This window comes from Chroococcidiopsis sp. [FACHB-1243] (genome assembly GCF_014696895.1).
Lineage (GTDB): Bacteria > Cyanobacteriota > Cyanobacteriia > Cyanobacteriales > Chroococcidiopsidaceae > Chroococcidiopsis.
This window is the reverse complement of record NZ_JACJQX010000034.1, coordinates 13310-33157: the sequence shown is the minus strand read 5'-3', so window position 1 is coordinate 33157 and position 19848 is coordinate 13310. Positions and strand designations below refer to the sequence as shown.

At 43.9% G+C, this 19848-nt stretch carries 20 protein-coding genes; 12 read left to right on the top strand and 8 right to left on the bottom strand.

The features are described 5' to 3' along the window. The first annotated feature begins 34 nt into the window (after nucleotides 1-34). Entirely contained in the window at nucleotides 35-1288 is a 1254-nt protein-coding gene (locus H6G17_RS23025) for an efflux RND transporter periplasmic adaptor subunit (protein WP_192160944.1), read from the top strand. Nucleotides 1289-1421: 133 nt separating this feature from the next. Next, nucleotides 1422-2606 (top strand): ABC transporter permease, encoded by a 1185-nt coding sequence (locus H6G17_RS23020; RefSeq protein ID WP_192160943.1) that lies wholly within the window; start codon nucleotides 1422-1424, stop codon nucleotides 2604-2606. A 77-nt stretch (nucleotides 2607-2683) separates the two neighbouring features. Here H6G17_RS23020 and H6G17_RS23015 read toward each other — a convergent pair whose 3' ends face one another. The 4 genes from H6G17_RS23015 to H6G17_RS34225 all read right to left on the bottom strand — a co-directional run bounded on the left by H6G17_RS23015 (nucleotide 2684) and on the right by H6G17_RS34225 (nucleotide 5020). After that, complete coding sequence (locus tag H6G17_RS23015; RefSeq protein ID WP_192160942.1) at nucleotides 2684-3619, bottom strand: polyphosphate kinase 2 family protein; 936 nt, start codon at nucleotides 3617-3619, stop codon at nucleotides 2684-2686. A gap of 170 nt (nucleotides 3620-3789) precedes the next feature. Continuing rightward, on the bottom strand, nucleotides 3790-4239 hold the full coding sequence (locus tag H6G17_RS23010) for a GNAT family N-acetyltransferase (protein WP_192160941.1): 450 nt from the start codon (nucleotides 4237-4239) through the stop codon (nucleotides 3790-3792). A gap of 36 nt (nucleotides 4240-4275) precedes the next feature. Continuing rightward, nucleotides 4276-4857: a TetR/AcrR family transcriptional regulator gene (locus H6G17_RS23005; RefSeq protein WP_192160940.1), complete on the bottom strand. Its 582-nt coding sequence runs from the start codon at nucleotides 4855-4857 to the stop codon at nucleotides 4276-4278. A gap of 37 nt (nucleotides 4858-4894) precedes the next feature. Continuing rightward, entirely contained in the window at nucleotides 4895-5020 is a 126-nt protein-coding gene (locus tag H6G17_RS34225) for a hypothetical protein (protein WP_256498779.1), read from the bottom strand. Between the two features lie 196 nt (nucleotides 5021-5216). Here H6G17_RS34225 and H6G17_RS23000 point away from each other — a divergent pair, with 196 nt between their 5' ends. Together H6G17_RS23000 and H6G17_RS22995 are read left to right on the top strand one after the other, a co-directional pair. Next, complete coding sequence (locus H6G17_RS23000; protein ID WP_192160939.1) at nucleotides 5217-5663, top strand: hypothetical protein; 447 nt, start codon at nucleotides 5217-5219, stop codon at nucleotides 5661-5663. A 318-nt stretch (nucleotides 5664-5981) separates the two neighbouring features. Then, nucleotides 5982-6863 carry a microbial rhodopsin family protein gene (locus tag H6G17_RS22995; RefSeq protein WP_242038547.1) on the top strand — a complete coding sequence of 294 codons (882 nt, stop codon included), beginning with the start codon at nucleotides 5982-5984 and terminating at the stop codon, nucleotides 6861-6863. A gap of 29 nt (nucleotides 6864-6892) precedes the next feature. On the opposite strand, the gene H6G17_RS22990 is transcribed toward H6G17_RS22995, so the two are convergent. After that, on the bottom strand, nucleotides 6893-7777 hold the full coding sequence (locus H6G17_RS22990) for a sugar ABC transporter permease (protein WP_192160938.1): 885 nt from the start codon (nucleotides 7775-7777) through the stop codon (nucleotides 6893-6895). A 204-nt stretch (nucleotides 7778-7981) separates the two neighbouring features. Here H6G17_RS22990 and purN point away from each other — a divergent pair, with 204 nt between their 5' ends. Beyond that, a complete protein-coding gene (gene purN, locus H6G17_RS22985; RefSeq protein WP_192160937.1) occupies nucleotides 7982-8659 on the top strand; it encodes a phosphoribosylglycinamide formyltransferase in 678 nt (225 codons plus the stop codon). Nucleotides 8660-8780: 121 nt separating this feature from the next. On the opposite strand, the gene H6G17_RS22980 is transcribed toward purN, so the two are convergent. The 3 genes from H6G17_RS22980 to H6G17_RS22970 all read right to left on the bottom strand — a co-directional run bounded on the left by H6G17_RS22980 (nucleotide 8781) and on the right by H6G17_RS22970 (nucleotide 11320). Then, on the bottom strand, nucleotides 8781-9587 hold the full coding sequence (locus tag H6G17_RS22980; protein ID WP_192160936.1) for a WecB/TagA/CpsF family glycosyltransferase: 807 nt from the start codon (nucleotides 9585-9587) through the stop codon (nucleotides 8781-8783). Then, nucleotides 9580-10653, bottom strand: a complete 1074-nt coding sequence (locus tag H6G17_RS22975) for an NAD-dependent epimerase/dehydratase family protein (protein ID WP_192160935.1) — start codon at nucleotides 10651-10653, stop codon at nucleotides 9580-9582. Before H6G17_RS22975 ends, H6G17_RS22980 begins: the two co-directional genes overlap by 8 nt. A gap of 520 nt (nucleotides 10654-11173) precedes the next feature. Beyond that, nucleotides 11174-11320: a hypothetical protein gene (locus H6G17_RS22970; protein ID WP_192160934.1), complete on the bottom strand. Its 147-nt coding sequence runs from the start codon at nucleotides 11318-11320 to the stop codon at nucleotides 11174-11176. Between the two features lie 521 nt (nucleotides 11321-11841). On the opposite strand from H6G17_RS22970, the gene H6G17_RS22965 reads away from it, so the two are divergent. The 7 genes from H6G17_RS22965 to H6G17_RS22935 all read left to right on the top strand — a co-directional run bounded on the left by H6G17_RS22965 (nucleotide 11842) and on the right by H6G17_RS22935 (nucleotide 19688). Continuing rightward, nucleotides 11842-12828, top strand: coding sequence for a DUF3102 domain-containing protein (locus tag H6G17_RS22965; protein WP_192160933.1), 987 nt, complete (start codon nucleotides 11842-11844; stop codon nucleotides 12826-12828). A gap of 230 nt (nucleotides 12829-13058) precedes the next feature. Continuing rightward, on the top strand, nucleotides 13059-15245 hold the full coding sequence (locus tag H6G17_RS22960) for a polysaccharide biosynthesis tyrosine autokinase (RefSeq protein ID WP_192160932.1): 2187 nt from the start codon (nucleotides 13059-13061) through the stop codon (nucleotides 15243-15245). Nucleotides 15246-15367: 122 nt separating this feature from the next. Continuing rightward, complete coding sequence (locus H6G17_RS22955) at nucleotides 15368-16195, top strand: ABC transporter permease (protein ID WP_192160931.1); 828 nt, start codon at nucleotides 15368-15370, stop codon at nucleotides 16193-16195. Between the two features lie 16 nt (nucleotides 16196-16211). Further along, the gene (locus tag H6G17_RS22950; RefSeq protein ID WP_192160930.1) at nucleotides 16212-17489 is read left to right on the top strand and encodes an ATP-binding cassette domain-containing protein; all 1278 of its coding nucleotides are present in this window, start codon (nucleotides 16212-16214) and stop codon (nucleotides 17487-17489) included. Nucleotides 17490-17507: 18 nt separating this feature from the next. Continuing rightward, entirely contained in the window at nucleotides 17508-18434 is a 927-nt protein-coding gene (locus tag H6G17_RS22945; RefSeq protein WP_192160929.1) for a hypothetical protein, read from the top strand. Between the two features lie 40 nt (nucleotides 18435-18474). After that, nucleotides 18475-18741 (top strand): acyl carrier protein, encoded by a 267-nt coding sequence (locus tag H6G17_RS22940; protein ID WP_192160928.1) that lies wholly within the window; start codon nucleotides 18475-18477, stop codon nucleotides 18739-18741. 29 nt (nucleotides 18742-18770) lie between these two features. Then, nucleotides 18771-19688, top strand: a complete 918-nt coding sequence (locus H6G17_RS22935) for a hypothetical protein (RefSeq protein WP_192160927.1) — start codon at nucleotides 18771-18773, stop codon at nucleotides 19686-19688. Nucleotides 19689-19848: the final 160 nt, after the last annotated feature.

The window sequence follows — 19848 nt, the reverse complement described above, 5'->3', positions numbered from 1 at the left end:
TAACTGATAACTGATAACTGACACCTGGTCAATCGTGAGTAGAAAACAGGGAAAGCACAAATTTCGTTCTGGTATGCAATGGCTAGCTTGGTCGGCGACTCTAGCCGGAATTTGCTTAGCTAGCGGGCTGGGTTACTTTCTGGTTTTCAATTCCACTGCCCAACCAGTGACGGTACAAACGGTAGTCGTAGAAACAGGAACCGTAGAAAATACAATTGATGAAAGCGGTACTGTGGAACTTCAGGGACAACGAACGATCAAGTCGCCCACTGAAGGCGCTGTCGATCGCGTCTTAGTCCAGCCGGGAAATCAAGTGAAAGCCGATCAAGTACTCGTCATTCTCCGCTATCCCGAGCGCCAAACTGCTTTAGCTAACCAGCAATTAAAAATACTAGAGGCGCAAGCGACTCTAGTACGCAACCGTCAAAAAATCTTAGAGGCTCAGGAACAGTTAATTGCCGATGAAAAAATTCGTAAAAAACTAGATGCCTTGGCACAGGAAGGAGCCGTGGCGCAACAACAAGTCCAAGAGCTAGAGGATAAAGTGCGGCAGAATGAAGCTGACATCCGCAACGCTCAGTTAGAGGCTCAGAATGCGACAATCCAACTTCAAATCGAGCAGCTTCAACGTCAAAGCATTCAGCAAAAACTCCAAGATACATTAGTGCGATCGCCTTTAGATGGAACAGTTTTGGGAGTCAGCGTCAAAAATGGTGATGGAGTTGAGTTGCGTACCGATCTATTGACGGTAGGCGATCCGGCACAAGTGAAAATCAAGCTTTTGCTCTCTCCCTTAAACGCCGCTCAAGTCAGAGTCAATCAAGTGGCTCGTGTCAGCGCGATCGCGCCTAACGCCAAAACGTTTACAGGTAAAATCCAAAGTGTATATCCCCAGGCAGTGACTCCCGAAGAAAGTCAAAAACAAAGCGGTCGCAGTGGTGGTAGTAGTAACAATCAATCGAATCAACCTAGAGTACCTGCAACAGTCAAGCTCGACACCCCAACGCGATCGCTCATTCCTGGCAGCGGCGTAAACGTTGAGATCGTACTAGAGCAGCGGCGCAACGTTTTAGTCTTGAATTCAGACATTATTCAACGCACCGAACAACGTCCTTTTGTTTGGGTAAAAGATAGTCAAAACAAAGCTCAGAAACGATATCTTAAATTGGGTTTAGAAGGATTGCTCACCGCTGAAGTTGCTGCTGGACTGAACTTTGGCGAAAAAGTCATTTTACCCCCCGCCGAAGCCACCCTGACCCCAGGAACGCCAGTGATCGGTCAGCAGTGACCAGTTATCAGGGAGCAGGGAGCAGGGGGAAGAGAGCTGAGGGGGCTGAGGGAGTGAAAAGAGCTGAGGGAGCGCAAGGTGGCTGAGGGAGCTGAGAGAGAAAAACTACCAACTACTAATTACCAACTATCCAATGAGCCTTTCACCAGTCGAACTGCTAATCCTCACCTTTGACTCTTTGCGTAGCAATCCCCTACGTTCTGCTTTGACGGCGTTAGGAGTATTTATGGGTGTGGCAGCGGTCAGTGCTACGCTTCAAGTTGGTAGTATCAGCCGGATTATTATTGCCCAACGATTAGCAGAAAGAGACGCACCTCAGATTATGGTAGGGCTAAATTGGCAAGCAGGCAGCGACTTGAGCGCTCAAATGAGCCTAGCAGATTTGGAATTTTTCCGCCAACGACTCTCTGGCTTACGGGCGAGTAGTGGCGCAGCTTGGGTGGGTTCGGCAGAAACTATATTTCAAACTGAAGAAGCTAGTCCTCAGATGATGGCAGTGACCCCAGATTTTTTACTCACCTTAGGTAGACCGTTGGAAGCAGGACGGTTTTTTACTGCTGCTGATTTCGCCAACTACCGACCTGTGGTCGCGATCGATCGCTTTCTTGCGGATAAGCTATTCAAAGATGGTCAAGCAGTTGGACAACGCCTCTATGCTAACGACCGACCCTACGTAGTGGTGGGAGTCGTACCAACTAAAATGCAGGAAAACGCACCACCTGAAGGTCAATTGTTCGTGCCGCTTCCAATTTATAGTTCTCTTACAGGTAGCCGTGCTGTCGATACAATTCAGTTGCGTCCTCGCCGGATTGAAGACCTTGAAGTTTTTAGCAACCGAGTCCAGCAACTCTTGGCACAACGTTTTCCTGGGCGAAGTTATTGGGCTTGGAACAATGTAGAAGATATCATTCAACAACAAAAAATCATGCAGCTAGCCTCCCAAGCGCTAACTGTAGTGGGTGCAATTTCCCTGCTGGTAGGAGGTGTGGGTATTGCCAATATTACGATCGCTTCAGTGATAGAGCGCACACCAGAAATCGGTTTGCGTCGGGCTTTGGGAGCAACTCAGCAAGATATTATGGCGCAATTTATTTTAGAAGTTGCACTTTTAAGTTTAATCGGTGGGACGATCGCCATAGGGACAGTACATGGAATTGCTGTTGCAGTCGCCAATACATTTACCTTACCTTACCAATTTGAACCCAGCACCGCAAGTCTGGCACTAGCTTCATCTTTACTAGTCGGCATGGGTGCTGGTTTTATTCCTGCTCTCCGTGCCAGCCAACTCGATCCGGTCAAAGCTTTACGCGCGGAATAATCATCAACAAAATTCAAAATTCAAAAATTCAAAAATTCCCTACACCCCGTTCACTAATGACTGACAACTGATAACTCTCAATCAGGAATAATTATATTTTCTAAATTTTGTGCTGCTGCTGGATATTGTGGATTCATTGCTTCTAAAGTATCGGCGATCGCCCGAGCAATAACTAAGTTTCTATACCACTTCTTATTTGCCGGAACGACATACCAAGGAGCATACTCTGTAGAGCAATAATTAATTGCATCTTCATAAGCTTGTTGGTAATCATCCCATAATTTTCGCTCGTTGACATCGTTAATAGAAAATTTCCATCGCTTATCTGGGTCTTCTAGCCGCTTTTCTAATCTACGTTTTTGTTCGTCTTTAGAAATATGTAGAAAAAACTTAATAATACTAACATTATTTAAAATTAGCATTTGTTCAAATTCATTAATGCTGTGATATCTTTTCTGCCAGACTGCTTCCGGCACGAGTTGTTTAACGCGCACGATTAATACATCTTCATAATGAGAACGATTAAAGATATTAATCATGCCTCTTTGCGGTGTCCGCTGATGGTATCGCCACAAAAAATCATGGCTCAATTCCTCTTGGCTGGGATTTTTAAAAGACCAAACTCGACAACCTTGAGGATTGATCCCCTGAAACACGTGTTTAATCGTGCCGTCTTTCCCACCAGTATCCATTGCTTGTAATACGATGAGTAGACTGCGCTGCTGCTCGGCGTACAGGCGTTCTTGTAGCAAACTCAGGCGATCGCGATAATACTCTAGTTCTGCTTCTATCTCTTTCTTGCTCTGATAGCTTTCACAAGTATCTGGGTCGATTTGACTTAATTGAGTTGGTTCGTTGGGAGTGACGCGATAGCGAGGATAATCGGGTTTTGGTGGTAACTCATCTGCTACAACTGTCTCTGGAGACATAGCGTGGGCAACTTTTGCTGTCTCTTTATCTGTAGTTTTGTTAATCTGAGCAGCGGATTTTTTTGCCGATTTTGAATTCGCCATAGTAACACTATCGCCATTTTTTATCGAACTTATTTTTCGATTTTATGGCAAGAATTACAGCAGTGTTTCTCTCAAAAGATAGACTCATGCGTTGCACCCCCTAAGCAGCAATGTACTAAGTTGCGCTTTCATGCAATCAATTACTAATGGAAACACACCTAAATCGATGACTACAGCTTTGAATAACGCATAATTGTTACAGGAACACCGATTTTCGCTGCTAAGTCAGACAAAGCAAACTTAAATTTGAGCGATCGCGGTAATTCTTTCCATGTAACTGCAACAAACCCAAAGCGAGTATAAAACTCTGCTAGTTTACGCCCCAAGCATTCTAAATAAAGCGGCTGAGTTGCTTGTTCAATTAAATATCCCACTAAGTATGTTCCCAAACCTTTACCCCGCCAGTTAGAGGCAACCACTAAACTACCCAATTCTTGCGCCCCAGCAAAAGCCCGTAACTGCCCGCAAGCAACGACTCGTCCGTTGCATTCAACGACTGAAAATTGTTGCCAGCGTAACTGCGTCGGGTCGAGTTTTGCCGATAGCACCGACTTCCGAATCGCCCAAGTATCCTTAGCATTGGCGGGGCGAAGATTGCATCCCGATGGTAGAGTAGACATTCGGTTGAAGTCTAGATTTTTAAAATTAGATGACAACTACATTTTTACAACTAAACCAACAGCACGACGAACGTATGCTTGATACGACTCATTTGTAGGTGGAAATACCAATCCATAAAGCATGATCCCGCTAATGAGGTCGAAGACAAGATCGGCATCTATATCTGTGGCAATTTCCTGTCTACTTTTTGCTTGTGCGATGACAGCAGCAAAGGCTTGGCGACGAGGTTGGAGATATTTCGCCCAATAAACTTGAGCAAACTGGGGATTGTTAGATGCTGTACTGATAATTAAAGCCACAATTTGCCGTCCCAGAGGATCTAAGGTCATCTGGGTAGCACTGGCAATAATTAAATCAATGTCGCTCCAAAAGTTTTTCGTATCTGGGATTTCTACGTCTTCTCTGCGGCTTTCGATCGCATCTGCCACCAGTTCTTCTTTTGAGTTGTAGCGACGGTAAATTGTGGTTTTTCCCACCCCTGCACGGCTAGCGATCGCCTCTATACTCATGCGATCGTAACCTACCTCGGCTAAGAGTTCCAAGGTGGCTCTATGAATAGCGCGATCGGCTTCTACACTACGCGGTCTTCCAGGCTGATTTTTAATTTTTGCATTCATTATTGGTTCATTGCTCTTGGATCGTCATCTGGTGGTATCATCCGCTACCGCTACGCAAATATAAGCAGCATGTCTTAACGATGCATCCACCATTGTGATGCTCTTCGTTTAAATCTGCGATCGCCTTGTGGCGATCGATGGATGTAGTACCCGTAATCTTCAAACCATCAGCTCTCTAAATCAAATGGGATGACTGTTGCTACTGGCGAGGATTAAATTAAGGAACGACTTCTAGTCTACCGAAAGGAGGAAATTTAGTTAACAACTGAGTAACTTGAAAACCCTCTATCCGCAGAACGATCTAGCAGATGAGTTAGTTGGAGTACTGTAAATGCTAAATCGTATAGAGATTGTATCCGATGAAACTGACATATTTGAAGCAACAAGTTTCGACTTTGGGACGTTTTCTGGCAACAACGCTATTTTTTCTGTCTGCGATCGGCTTCGTATGGCACTTTGCTTTGTTCTCAAACCCTGTAGCAATGGCTAGTCCCGCTCCGATTTCAATCGCAGCGGCAGACGCGGGCGATCGAACTAAAGAAGCAGCTGATGATGTGGCTAAAGGCTCCAAGAATTTGATCCGAGATACGGCAAACAAAGTTGAGCGAACTGCCAACAAAAATGCGGCTAAAGTCGATCGAGCTGACGACGAGGGTAGTGGCGTTGAGCGCAAAGCCAAGCGAGATCGGGATCGGATTGAGCAAAGAGCTGAGGAAGATGCCGCTCGGACTGAAAAAGCAGTAGACAACAGCACGAATTTTGTCAAGCGTACTGTTGATAATATCAAGGACGCTTTTAGCAATTAGAGCAGCAATTGGCTCGGTCAGTTGGGATATCGGTGGAGATATGAGGAAGAGGATTTACATTCCCTCATAGTCTGCACGTAGAAGCCTAAATTAGAAAGCCTAAGTCAGAAAGATAATTTGACTTAGGCTTTTTCTTTGGAATGACAAGGGACGAGCGCTAAGTATCGAGACCGAGCGTTTGCATGAGGCAAGTATGATTATTGTATACGATGAAATTTACTGAAGCTTAAGGATTGATTAATCATACTAGCTCTCGAATTACAGTGTTAATCTCAAATGATGGTGTTATGTAACATCGCTTTTCCATATTCGCAAATTATGCCAACAGTTCAAAAAATTGACACTAGCCAATTAGCTCAGTATGGGAGTAATGTAGTTGACGAACATCTGAATCAAGCTAAGCAAATGCTAGCAGTTGCTGGCAATTCTTACATAACCAATGGATCGCTTAACCGATGGAAAGTTACATGGCAAGTTATAAGTTATAAAATTATGACATTTCTCTGGCAGTGGCTTGGTGTATTTGGTATGTCGTTCGGTGCGCTCGTTTTTGGAATTGGCGCTCACAATGCGAAAAATCAGCGCTGGCAGATTTTGTATACGCTCAACTTTTTCGTTTGCGCGATCGCTGCTGGACTGTATTTAATTATGGCTCTCGGTCAAGGAGTAGACTTTATTAACGGTCGTCCCATTTTTTGGGTCAGATATGTTTCCTGGTTTATTTCCACACCTTTATTGCTATTAATTCTCACATATCTCGGTAAAACTAGCATCACAACTACAGCTAGTTTATTGGGGGCAAATGCTTATACAATTGCTGCTGGTTTTGTTGCTACTATTTCACCCTATCCAGTTAATTATATTTGGTATATTGTCAGTTGTGCAGCTTACTGTGCTACTGTATATCTTCTCCTTCACCAATATCGTAGACAAGTAGAACGTACCTTCCCTAGAGTTGTTCCAGCTTTCCACAAATTACTAAAAGTTCACTTGACAATATGGACATTTTACCCAATTATCTGGCTTCTTAGTCCCGCAGGTTTGAATTTCTTAAATATTAGCGTGGAAACAATGTTTGTGACTCTCCTCGATATGGCTTCCAAGGTAGGTTTTGGTTTTCTTTCATTACAAACTATGAGTGCTATAGAGAAAGCGAGACAGCAAGCAAAAACAGCATCTTCTTTAGTTGTATTTCGTTAATTTGTAGCAAAAATATATATAGCGTGCTTCTACTCTCCGTCCCAAGTTTGCAACTGAATATAAACTAAAACTAGCGCTACCAATAACAAAATTGTAGCCGCAGCCGCAGCGTAACCAAAATCGAATTGCCCAAAAGCTTCTTGATAAATGTAATAAACTAAAATATTAGTAGAATTTAAAGGTCCTCCCCCAGTCACGACATAAATTTGCTCGAAACCCCGCAAAGTAAAAATTGCTGTTGTAATCGTAGCGAAGATTAACGTCGGTCTTAATCCTGGTAGAGTAATATACCAAAATTGCTGCCAAGCATTTGCTCCATCTAATTCTGCTGCTTCATAACGACTGGGAGGAATTGCTTGCAATCCAGCTAGAAATACCACCATATTGAAGCCTAGCTGCTTCCAAATACTCAATAAAATGATGACTGGCATTGCCCAAATATTACTACCTAGCCAGGGAATCGGAGAAATTCCAATTGCATTCAACCATGTATTGACTGGTCCATCGGTTTGAAATAGCCAGCGAAATCCTAACCCAGCGGCGACAATAGACACAATTGAAGGGAGAAAATAAGCGCTGCGTAATAATCCTCGCCAAGCTATATTGCGGTTTAATAGTGCTGCCAAGCCCAAAGGAATTACTAAACTGGGAATTACTGTAGCAATGGTAAAATAGCAAGTATTACTAATAACTTGCCAAAAATCAGGATTGAGAATTAGTCGGAAGTAATTGTTAAACCCCACCCAGCGCACGCCAGTAGCAGTAAAACTTCCTGTAGTAAAGCTAAGGTAAAACAGATAAGCAATGGGAAATATTAGGAATATTCCCAGCATCAGCAGCGCTGGTGTTAGAAAAATCCATGCCGCGATCGCATCGTTATCTAGCAGTTGCTTGCGAGAACGCTCAAAAGCCATACTTTGTATTTTAACTTTGTAGGGCTATTTTACTAATTAAAGGGAGCAGTTATCAGTGACCAGTGACCGATCGCTACACCCCTATACCCTACACCCCTTCTTTACTGATAACTGTTCCTAGCAATTTTTAACGCCGGAGTGAGGCGATCGCCAGTCGAATGATGGATAATGACTGAGTTAACACCTTGCTCGATAAAATGCTGTATGACGATCCCAGCAACTACCGCCTCTACTGCCAGCTTAATTTCTCCGGTCGATCCCAGTGATATATGGATACCAGGAGAACCAATTAAACTAGGTATACTTGCTTCGGGAAATGGCAGTAACTTTGAAGCTGTAGCAGAGGCGATCGCCCAAGGTAGACTTAATGCTAGAATTCAAGTTTTAATTTACAACAACCCAGAAGCGAAAGTCGCAGTTCGAGCTGCAAATCGTGACGTACCTGCCGTTTTGCTCAATCATCGTCATTTTCCCAGCCGTGAAGATCTAGATCGTCAAATTGTTCAAACTTTACATCAATATGACATATCGTGGGTTATAATGGCGGGCTGGATGCGAATCGTCACGCCAGTACTCATCAATGCTTTTGTCGAACGAATTATTAACATCCATCCCAGTTTATTGCCCAGCTTTCGTGGCATTCAGGCAGTAGAACAAGCCCTCGCTGCTGGTGTAAAAATAGCAGGTTGTACGGTACATATAGTCGTTCCCGAAGTCGATAGCGGGCGCATTTTGCTCCAAGCAGCCGTACCCGTCTTACCTGACGACACCCCCCAAACTCTACACCAACGAATTCACCAGCAAGAATATCGAATTTTACCCGCCGCGATCGCTCTTGCTGCGAAGCAGGGAGCAGGGAGTAGGGAGCAGGGAGCAGAGTAAGAGAGACGGGAGCTGAGGGAGAATAAAACACCCGTCAACTGTCTTCACGGAGTTTAGCGCAGCGTTTACTGTCAAACAATAACGATTAAACCTCGTGCAAAATTTGCACGAGGTTTATAGATTACCCGTAAGATTCAATCGGTTCGCTACCGTCAGGAGCAGGTGGCACAAATTTTTTCCAACCGAGTAACTGAAAGCCAACATACCATAAATAAAGCGGATTGAGCAGGATATAGCGCCGCCACAAGCGTCTGGGTTCTTGTAGCAGACGAAATAACCACTCCAATCCCAAATCTTGCATTGTTTGCGGTGCTGGCGCTAGCCTACCAGCGTGAAAATCGAAGGCAGCACCCACAGCTAAGATGGGGATACCTAGCATTTGGCGATATTCGTAAGCCCAAACTTCTTGTCGAGGACAACCGAGACCGAGCATTACGGCACTGGCTCCAGAGGCTTTAATCCGAGTCACTAACTCTTTTCGTTCCTCTAAAGAGAGACGGCGAAATTTAGAAGGCTCCATGCCCGCAATTTGAAGCTGGGGAAAGCGTTGCTGCAACTGACAAGCGAATTGCTGTAATACTTCTATTTGGCTACCATAGAGATAGACACTTAGCCCTTTTTCAGCAAAAGCTTGAGCGATTCTGAGCGTAAGCTTGGGACCGCAGACGCGATCGGGTAATCCTTGCTTGTGCAGCCACCACAACGCCCAGCGCACGGGTTGTCCGTCAGGAACTACGAGATCCATACCGTTCAATCGACGGGCGTGAATGGGGTCTAAAAATCCCGTCATCACGCCATGAACGGCTAACGCACTGACCGCATAGGGAGCTTTTCTTTCAGCCGCAACAACAATTTTGTTGACGGCAAATTCGTAATCTATAGCGTGGATGTTAATTCCTAAGATGGAGTGTTTGCCTCGATTAATCACTGTACTTTAACCACCTTTCACAGTTTTGGGTGTAAATCTCCCGCAAAATGTGCGGTACGTCGTATTTAATCGACCAATTTGGATACTTGGCTTTAAACTTCGATAAATCGCTGATGTACCAGATGTGATCGCCACTGCGATTTTCATCGGTGTAAGAGTAGTTCAAGTCTCTGCCAGCAATTTCTTCGCAATCAGCGATCGCCTCTAGCATTGAGCAATTACTTTCTCTACCACCGCCGATGTTGTAAACTTCAGCGATTCCAGGGTTGAGATAGAACTCGTAAAATGCAGCAATCAAGTCCGAGGAGTGAATGTTATCGCGGACTTGTTTGCCTTGATAACCGTAGATCGTGTAGGGATCGCCAGTCACCGTACATTTCATCAAGTAAGCGAGAAAGCCGTGTAATTTTGTTCCCGAATGGCTGGGTCCGGTCAAACAGCCACCCCGAAAGCAAACAGTAGGAATGCCAAAGTAATGACCGTATTCTTGGACTAATACGTCGGCTGCAACCTTAGAAGCTCCGAATAGAGAGTGCTTGCTGCGATCGATACTCATATCTTCAGAGATCCCCAAAGCATACTTATGAGCGGGATCGATCTCCCAGCGGCGGTCTAACTCAACTAGGGGTAAAAAGTTGGGTAAGTCTCCATAAACCTTGTTAGTAGAAGTGAAGATAAATGGGGTTTCTGGGCAATGTTGGCGCGTTGCTTGTAACAAGTTCAACGTACCGTTGGCATTGACCGAGAAATCGGAGAACGGATCGCGTGCAGCCCAGTCGTGAGATGGCTGGGCTGCGGTATGAATGACAAGGGAAATGTCTTGTTTGTAGTACTGAAAAATGACATCCAGGCGATCGCTATCTCGGATATCCACATCATAGTGAGTGTACTCTTTGATCTGAGATTGCAAACGCTTAAGGTTCCATTTTGTGGAAGCTTCCTCTCCAAAAAAAAAGCTACGCATATCGTTATCGATCCCGACGACATGCATACCGAGAGCGCTAAAAAAACGTACTGCTTCCGAACCAATGAGACCAGCAGAGCCAGTAACGATCGCAACACTCATGGCTTATTCTCAAGCTTTTCGTAATTTTTTCTATGCATTCTTGACTATGCCTTCCAGAGCTGCAATGACTGCTGATACTTTTGACAATACATGCGAACACCACGAGCTATACTTGACCAGCCAAGAGCGCTCGCACATGCTAATGCTCAGGCGATCGCAAGTCAAAAATTTGTCTGACATTCGCTCGAATGCCTGCACCTCTGTCGCGAGAAGCTTCAGATTGAAAATCTGCAATCTCTCGCCGACAATTTTGCAATACTCTGGATTGAAAATTGATGTTCTATTACACAGGAGCCTACCAGCTACCGTAGATGAAAACTCCTCAAGACTTCAGCTGCTCTAGGAATTGTTAGAACTGCTTTATTTCTTCGTCTCTCGGTCTAGATTGCCGTACCTAAGTCCGTAATCGTTAATAGACCAACAGATAATTGGAGTCTGCCGCAACTACGATACGAAAGGCGATTTTAATGCAGCCAGAGTCAATATACTCCAACTAAGTGGAATTACGCAACCCATTTTTCTATCCATCTTGCGATCGCTTCATGAAAACGTTTTTGTAGCTGTTGGTGTGACTTGTGCTATGTAGTTGTTGTTGAGCGCGAGGCGCGATCGCACTCAACCTGCAACCAGTATTTAGCCCTAAATGTAATCTATCCCTAAATGTCATGCCTAACTATTTGTTCGAGAGAACGGACAACGGGTAACGGGAAACAGCGATGAAATTGGTGCAGGATAGATCTTCGACCGCAACGTCGTTCGGATATTGTCAACCGTAATTTCACGGATAATTTGTGACAAGTACCCCAAACTTAGTCTAATTTTCCGTAAAATTTCGCAAGCAATTAAGTTGAGAAAAATTCTTAACTTATCGTAACGTTGTCTGCCCGATAAACCTAAACCCCCATAGTTAAGGCATAAAATGGTCGTCGTTAAATTCTTAGTATCGGTTTGTGCTAGCGATCTCTATCCATCGTCGGCTGAAAATTCTAAAATAAATTTAATGTCTATTTTTTCGATTGAATTTTTAACTTATGTGTTTAAAACTTCCTTTTGACGTGACTCAGGTTTGTATCATTTTCTACAACAGAATCTCTAAAAAATATCACAAATAAGCGTCAATAAATTAATCGAAGGTCATGAACTCGGATCGACAAATGCAAGCCAAGCAAATCTAAACAATCTAAACAAATGGAGCTAGAGCCAGGTTTCGATTACAGAGTTTTAAGTGAGAAAAACCGTTCGCTCGTTCAGCAAAGAACTAAAGAGCTGAAGGAGCGCTTGCAGCGTACAGCTCAAGATATATGGGAAATTGGGAAAAAATTAGTTGAGGTGAGAGCAGAACTAAAAGGACATGGCTACTTCGATGCTTGGCTGAGAGCTGAATTCGGGTGGAGTCGGCGCACGGCATACAACTTTATTTATGTATACGAAGCATTTCCTTATGCAAAATTTGCACAGATGATCATCGAGCCATCCGCGCTCTATCGCTTAGCTTCGCCTTCGACTCCCGATGCAATCCGCGACAAATTTATCCAACAGGCTAATGCGGGTAGTAAAGTTACTCATAAAGAAGTTTTGAAAGCCGTTACTGAAGAAAAGCTGAAGCAAATTCCCAATTCTCCCATCGAACATTCGCTCAAATCGGCAGCAGCTCAAGCAGAAGAAGACCCGTCCCTGAATATAGATAAAGAAGTTAAATCAGTCGTCCCAGAAATACAACAACCTCCCTATAAAGCTGCTGCTGATAAAGCTAATCCAGCAATTGTCACCCCACGTTTCCAGCAGTCGCATTGGTACACGCTGGGCATCGATCACCTATTATTTTGCGGCGATACTAACTCACCAGCATTTTTCGATCGCCTACCGGAAGCAGCTTTTGCTTTGGATATTGCGGTAGGTGGTAAGTGGCAGCATGACTGGTTAATGTATAAAGCTCGCTCAGCGTTGATCCTCCATCCCCGCGAAAGAATTGATGGCGAGCGGATTAGGCAGCTACTATTGATGTTTTCGGAACGGGAAGATGCAATAATATTACCCTGCGCGCCCAGTGGAGAGGCGATCGCTACGATCGGTAGGCTCAAGCGGAAATTATTTGCAGGCTATCGAAATCGACAACAGTGCCAACAGGCGATCGCTGATTCGGGATTAAAAGCGCAAAAAGTTGAATTACCCTAGTTGTGATTATTCTAGTTATAATTGTTACCCTGAAAGCCGATCGCATTTATGCTTATAGTGGTATACTGCCAAGAAAGTATCGTTCTCGTTGATAATTAAGTCCCTCATTCGAGTGGCGATCGCGGCACAGTTCAACTAGCCACCTGCCCTATTCCCAGTAGCATTTGCGCCAGATATATCTCCGGTCGCGAAACGTTCGCTCTCAATCAGCAGCAACTTACCATTAGCTTATGGAATCTAGAGTGGAATCTAGAGAAGCCGTAGACATCAACTTGCAAAACTTGCAGTTAGCCATCAAACGACGATGGTTGGCAGCAGCAGGGGTATTTGGCTTTGTCTTAGGACTCTCAACAATCGTAACCCTTTTGCAAGCGCCGCTATACCAAGCAGAAGGAAAGCTCTTGCTCAAAAAGCCCAGCGAGACTTCTAGTCTCAACCCTGAAAAGTATGAGCCGCGCTTGGAACCGCTCAGCGCTGAGAGCAATCCGGTGAGTACCGAGTCGGAAATCGTCAGTTCGATCCCGCTGGCACAGAAAACGATCGCTGCTCTCACCCTTAAAGATGAGGAAGGTAAGCCGCTCAAACCGACAGCACTAATTAGCCAGTTGACACTGAAAAATATTCCCGCTACTGACGTGCTGCAAGTCGCATACGAAAGTAAAGATCCTCAAGAAGCAGCAGCAGTCGTCAATAAATTGATGAGCGCCTATGTAGATTACAACATTCAGAGTAACCGTGCCGAAGCCTCAGCCGCAGAAGATTTTATCGTCAAACAACTGCCGCAGACGGAAAGTACGGTGCGAGCAGCTGAGGCTAGTTTGCGCCGTTTCAAGGAACGGCATCAAATCGTCAGTTTAGAACACGAAGCCATCTCAGCTGTAGAAGTGCTGAAGGAACTGCAAGACCAAATCACGCTTGCAGAAGCAGCACTCGTACAAACTCAAGGTCGAGCGACAAAACTGCAAAAAGAGATTGCTCTCACTTCCCAAGATGTCGTACCAATTAATTCTCTCAAAGAGTCCCCCGGAATACAGAAGACACTGGCAGAATTACAACGGGTAGAAGGCGATTTGGTTGTCCTCCAAACTCGTTTTGAAGATACCTACCCCGAAGTCCAAAAATTACAACAAAAACGGGATGCCCTCAAACAGTTGTTAGAAGGACGCATAGGACAAATGTTGGGCAACTCGAAGCAGGTATCGAATCGCAATTTAGAAGCAGGCGAGTTGCAACAAAAACTGGCTGAAGACTTGGTAAGAGCGGAAGTCGAACGCCTTAGTTTGTCTAATAGATTAAAATTTTTAGCTCAAGCTAGAACGAACTACAGGCAAAGAGCAACAGTTTTACCGCAATTAGAGCAGCAACAACGGGAGTTAGAGCGACAAGTCAGAGCCGCCCAAGCTACCTACGAATTAATGCTGAAAAAACTGCAAGAACTGCGGGTAGAGCAAAACAGAAATATTGGTAACGCTAGCATTATTGAAACAGCATTAGTGCCAGAAACTCCCTTATTGGGTAAAAGAGTGATGACTCTCGGTTTGGGAGGAATCGCCGCACTACTACTGGCGATCGCCACAATGACTTTACTCGAACTGAGCGACGCATCAATCAAAACACTCAGAGAAATTAAGCAGTTGTTTGGTTATACCTTGATTGGTAGCATTCCTCAACTTGGTAAATTCACCAAATTGAAACCTGGACGACAGCAAGATTGTCCAGTTCCCGAGCTAGTGGTGAGAAATAGCTCTCGCTCGTTGGAGGCGGAAGCTTATCGCATGTTACAAGCTAACTTGCGGTTTTTGAATTTAGATCGTCCGCTCAAAGCCGTCGTCGTGACGAGTTCAGTACCCAAAGAAGGCAAATCGACCGTTTGTGCTAATCTAGCCGTCGCGATCGCCCAGCTAGGACGCAGAGTATTATTAATTGATGCCGACCTCCGCTCTCCGATCCAACACCATATTTGGCAGCAAACGAATGTAGAGGGTTTGAGCCACGTCCTCGTTGGCGGAACCGACTTTCAGGCAGCCGTGGCACAAGTTATGCCTAACTTACACGTTCTTACGGCTGGAGTCGTGCCACCTAACCCAATGGCTTTAATCGACTCACAGCGAATGGCTGCATTGGTCAGTTCTTTAAGCGATCGTTACGATTTTGTCATCATCGACGCTCCGCCTTTGGTAGTAGCAGCAGATGCTCTGACTCTAGGGAAAATTACCGATGGAATTTTGTTGGTCGCTAGACTAGGGGTGGTCGATTATACTAATGCAGCTGCGGCAAGAGAGGCTCTCAAATGTTCCTGTCAGACAGTGCTAGGAGTTGTTGCCAATAGCGTTCCGTCCGAAAATCGACCTTACAGTTCCTTCCATAGCGATCGAAGTCTCGACGATCGCGATGCCACAGTAGTCTCTAGTAGGTGAATTGGTAATGGGTAATGGGTAATGGGTAATTGTTAGTGTACAGACATTACATGTAACGTCTGTACAAAGCTCATAATTAGCGCTCTGTAACCTTCGATTTCCGACTTCTACCCTTCGTCAATATGAAAACGCGCGAAATTGTGTTAGAGGCAGGCAAAACTGAAAGTCAGTATTGGCGGGATGTTTGGGACTATCGCGAATTATTATATTTCCTCGCTTGGCGAGATATTTTGGTTCGTTACAAACAAACTGCGATCGGTATTCTCTGGGCGCTGATTCGACCGTTTCTCACTACAATCGTGCTGACAGTAGTTTTTAGTGTTTTGGCTAAATTGCCCTCGGAAGGAAACGTGCCTTACCCGATTATGGTGTTTGCAGCAATGCTACCCTGGCAATTTTTCGCGAATGCCCTGACCGAGTGTAGCAATAGCTTAATTACGAACTCTCAGATTATTTCTAAGATTTATTTTCCTCGCTTAATCGTTCCCGTAAGTGCAGTTGTAGTCTGCTTTATAGATTTTTTAATTTCTGGTATGATTTTACTAGCTTTAATGGCATGGTACAATTTCGTACCTGATTGGCGAATTCTCACACTACCTTTATTTACTGCGATCGCCTTTGCTGGGGCAATAGGTGCTGGTCTGTGGTTAGCAGCCCTAACGGTAGAATATCGAGATTTTCGCCATGTCGTACCATTTCTCGTTCAAGTCGGTCAATACATCTCGCCTGTAGGTTTTAGTAGCAACATCGTTCCCGAACAGTGGCGATTGCTATATTCTCTAAATCCGATGGTAGGGGTGATTGATGGGTTTCGTTGGGCAATTTTAGGGGGAAAAGCTCAACTTTACCTACCAGGACTAATTCTGAGTGTAGGGTTAGTTTTACTCTTACTTGCCAGCAGTATTTGGTATTTTCGACGCACGGAGCGCACTTTCGCAGATGTGATTTAAGTTGTAGGAATAGATCGTGTCACAAACCGTTATACGTGTCGAGCAGTTGGGAAAAAAATATCTGCTAGCGCAGCAAGCAGGTGGATATACTAATTTGCGAGAAAAAATTACTCAGAAAACTAAGTCTTTGACTCAGAAAATATTAACTCCTAAACGCACGCACAAATTTAAACCAACTCGCGAAGAATTTTGGGCGCTCAAGGATGTTTCGTTTGAAGTTAAGCAGGGCGAGTGCGTTGGGATTATTGGTGGGAACGGAGCCGGAAAATCGACACTATTAAAAGTTTTAAGCCGCATTACCGAACCAACCAAGGGTAAAATACGAATTAAAGGTCGAGTTGCCAGCCTTTTAGAAGTAGGAACGGGCTTTCACCCAGAACTGACAGGAAGAGAAAACATTTATCTCAACGGCGCAATTCTGGGAATGAGTAAAGTTGAAATTAAAAGTAAATTTGATGAAATTGTTGCTTTTGCGGAAGTCGAAAAATTTTTAGATACGCCCGTGAAGCGCTATTCTTCCGGTATGTACGTCAGATTAGCGTTTGCCGTTGCCGCTCACCTAGAACCAGAGATTTTAATTATCGATGAAGTCTTAGCAGTAGGAGATATAGCATTTCAAAAGAAGTGTTTGGGTAAAATGGAAAATGTTGCGACTCAAGAAGGTCGAACGGTTTTATTTGTTAGTCATAATATGCAAATGGTTCAAGCTTTGTGTGCTAAAGCTTGCTTACTCAAAGCCGGAAGTATAGCGGCTCAAGGAGATTCAGGTGATGTCATCGAGCAATATCTATTATCCTTGCGATCGCTAACACAACTCAGTTCAACTATATTGGAACAGCGACAGGATCGCTCTGGAGATGGCAGCGCCAAACTAACTTTTATTAATATTGAAGATGGCGATGGAAGTAAAGTCATTTGTTCGATTAGCCGCCTAAAACTCATCATCGGCTACCATAGTGAAAAACCAATTTACTCACCGCGATTTTTAGTCACTATTTATGACTGCAACAACGAATATGCCATCTTTTCACTAGATAGTAATGTCGTCGGAGGAGTTCCCGAGCTTCTTCCTGCTGAAGGTACGGTGACTTGCATTACAGAACCAATGTATCTGACACCTGGGCGATGTCGCATTGAACTAGAGTTACTCAGAGGTGAAATTTTGCTTGACTGTATTGAATATGCCACATGTTTTGATGTAGAAGCTTACGATATTTATGGCTCGGGTAAGTCACCTCCTCGCAGTTGGGCGACTTGCCTGCTGCGATACCAATGGTCTACTAATGTAGGCTGATTTCAGTTGAGAAACAATATGGTTTCACTCCAAAAAGTAGATCGTTCGATGTATGAAGAGGTTTCTCCTTTACTTTTCAATTTAAATGCTCAAGTTAATTGGAGAAACATTTTTGATTGTAATTGGCAGGCGGAAGATTATTGCGGTTACGGATTGTTTGATGGCAACGAAATTGTTGGTTTTTTAGGATTAATTTTTAGTCGTAGAGCGATCGCCAATCGCGTTGAGAATTTTTGTAATATTCATAGTTGGATAGTCAAACCGCAATATAGGGATCGCAGTCTATCGTTAATCCTACCGCTTCTGAAATTAAAAGATTGTACGCTGACAGATCTCAGTCCAGCCCCTAGAGCGATTGAAATTCTGCAAAGGTTGGGGTTTAAAAGATTAGATTCAAAGCTACGTGTATTACTACCTGTTAGCGGCAGAAATAAGAATGCGATCGAGATAGTTCACCTATCTCAAGAAAAATCTCACATAGCAAAGCGACTCTCAAAACAAGATTTCAGCTTATTTCAAGATCATATAAGTTATTCTAACTGCAATCATTTATTAATTGACAATGACAAAAATTATTGCTACGTCATATATACTATAGTGAAACAAGCATTTCTTTCACACTGCTACATTCAATACATCAGTAATATTCAAATATTTTCGCAGTACAGCGGCGCAATCCGTTCTGAAATAATGCGGCACAGCCGTACTCCTTTAGTTGTAGTAGATTCGCGGCTCATCGCGTCGTTCAAATTACCATTCAGTTACGATTTACTGTTTAGTTTTCCTAAACTTTACAAGTCGTCTAGTTTAAATCCAGATCGGATTGATAATTTATACTCAGAACTTATTTTATTAAATTTCAGCTTGATTCCGAATAACTTACAAGAGTTGCGTGGTTTGTGGCATGAAACCAAATATTGGCACAGCACAAGAAATGATTCTTGAGATATTAGTAAATTTTACTAGTTGGAATAAGTGAGTCAAAATGATTGTCAAAGAAAATCAAAATATAGGACAGCAGATTCGCCAATTTATCCTGAAGGAATTCCCACAGGCAAACGAGCGATCGCTCGGCGAGAATGAAACTTTCTTAGGCAGCGATATTGTTGACTCTTTAGGTATGGTCAAATTAATGACTTTTGTAGAAACTGAATTTGACATAACTGTAGAAGACGAAGACCTTCAACCCGAAAATTTTCAATCAATCGCGAGTTTAAGCGAGTTTGTGAAAACTAAACTTGCCCAAAAGTAATATTTGACGCTCGGAGGTTTAAGCTAGTAATGTCATCGGAAACTTTTGCTTCACTAGAGTCAGAAAATATCTACAGTTGCTTTAATTCTGACGCAGGGCTACTAACCCTACAGGGTTCTCAGGTAGAACTGCGACGGCGACTTGATGCCTTGTTTTGTAGCTGGGCAGAAGTCGTAGGAGCAATTGAGTATTCCTTTCCGCCAGTACTATCGGTTTATTCCCTTGATTTGGCTGACTACTTCAGCTCTTTTCCACACTTGGCTACCCTAACAACGCAAATCGACAGTAACAATGAGGGAGTGAAGCAGTTTGTCGATTCCACCAGAAACGAAAGGCTGACCGAAGTAGACCAAAATTATCTCACTCCAGCACGCTACGTCTTACCGTCAGCAGCTTGCTACGCAGTTTACAACCACCTGAGCAACAAAAAACTGCAAAACGACCTTTTCATTACCGTTTGTTCCCCCTGTTTCCGCCAAGAGTCAATTTATAAAGCAGGCGAACGACAGTGGACTTTCAATATGAGAGAAATCGTCTGTATCGGTCGTCAAGAGAAAGTCCGAAATTTTCTCAATACCTACCGTCAATTGATTACAGAAATACTCGACCGGGCTAAATTACCTTTCCAACTTCGCGAAGCCACCGATCCTTTCTTTGACAAACGCGACCCCGGACTGATTTTACAAAAATTAGAACCGCTGAAATACGAATTTCTTTATCGCGATCGCTTGGCAATTACTTCACTCAACTTTCACCGTAAATTTTTTGGCGATCGCTTTAACATTCAAGACTGCACCGGAGAACCAGCCTATACAGGTTGTGTGGCTTTTGGTTTAGAACGCTGGTTATCTGCTTGCATTCGCGAGTACGGTCAAAATTGGGAGGATTTACCCGCTGTTTTACAGAAGAAGGAGCCAGGAGCCAGGAGCCAGGAGTCAGGAGAATAAAAAAGCTTTAGTTATGGGTAATTGCGCCCGTAAAAAACAAACAATTACAACGATTTGAGTTAAAAGAAAATTCCTGGCTTTAAAAAGTTGACAAATACAACCAGGAGTTACGCAGTCGATCCCCCAATCCCCTTAATAAGGGGGCTTTATTCCTCCCTTA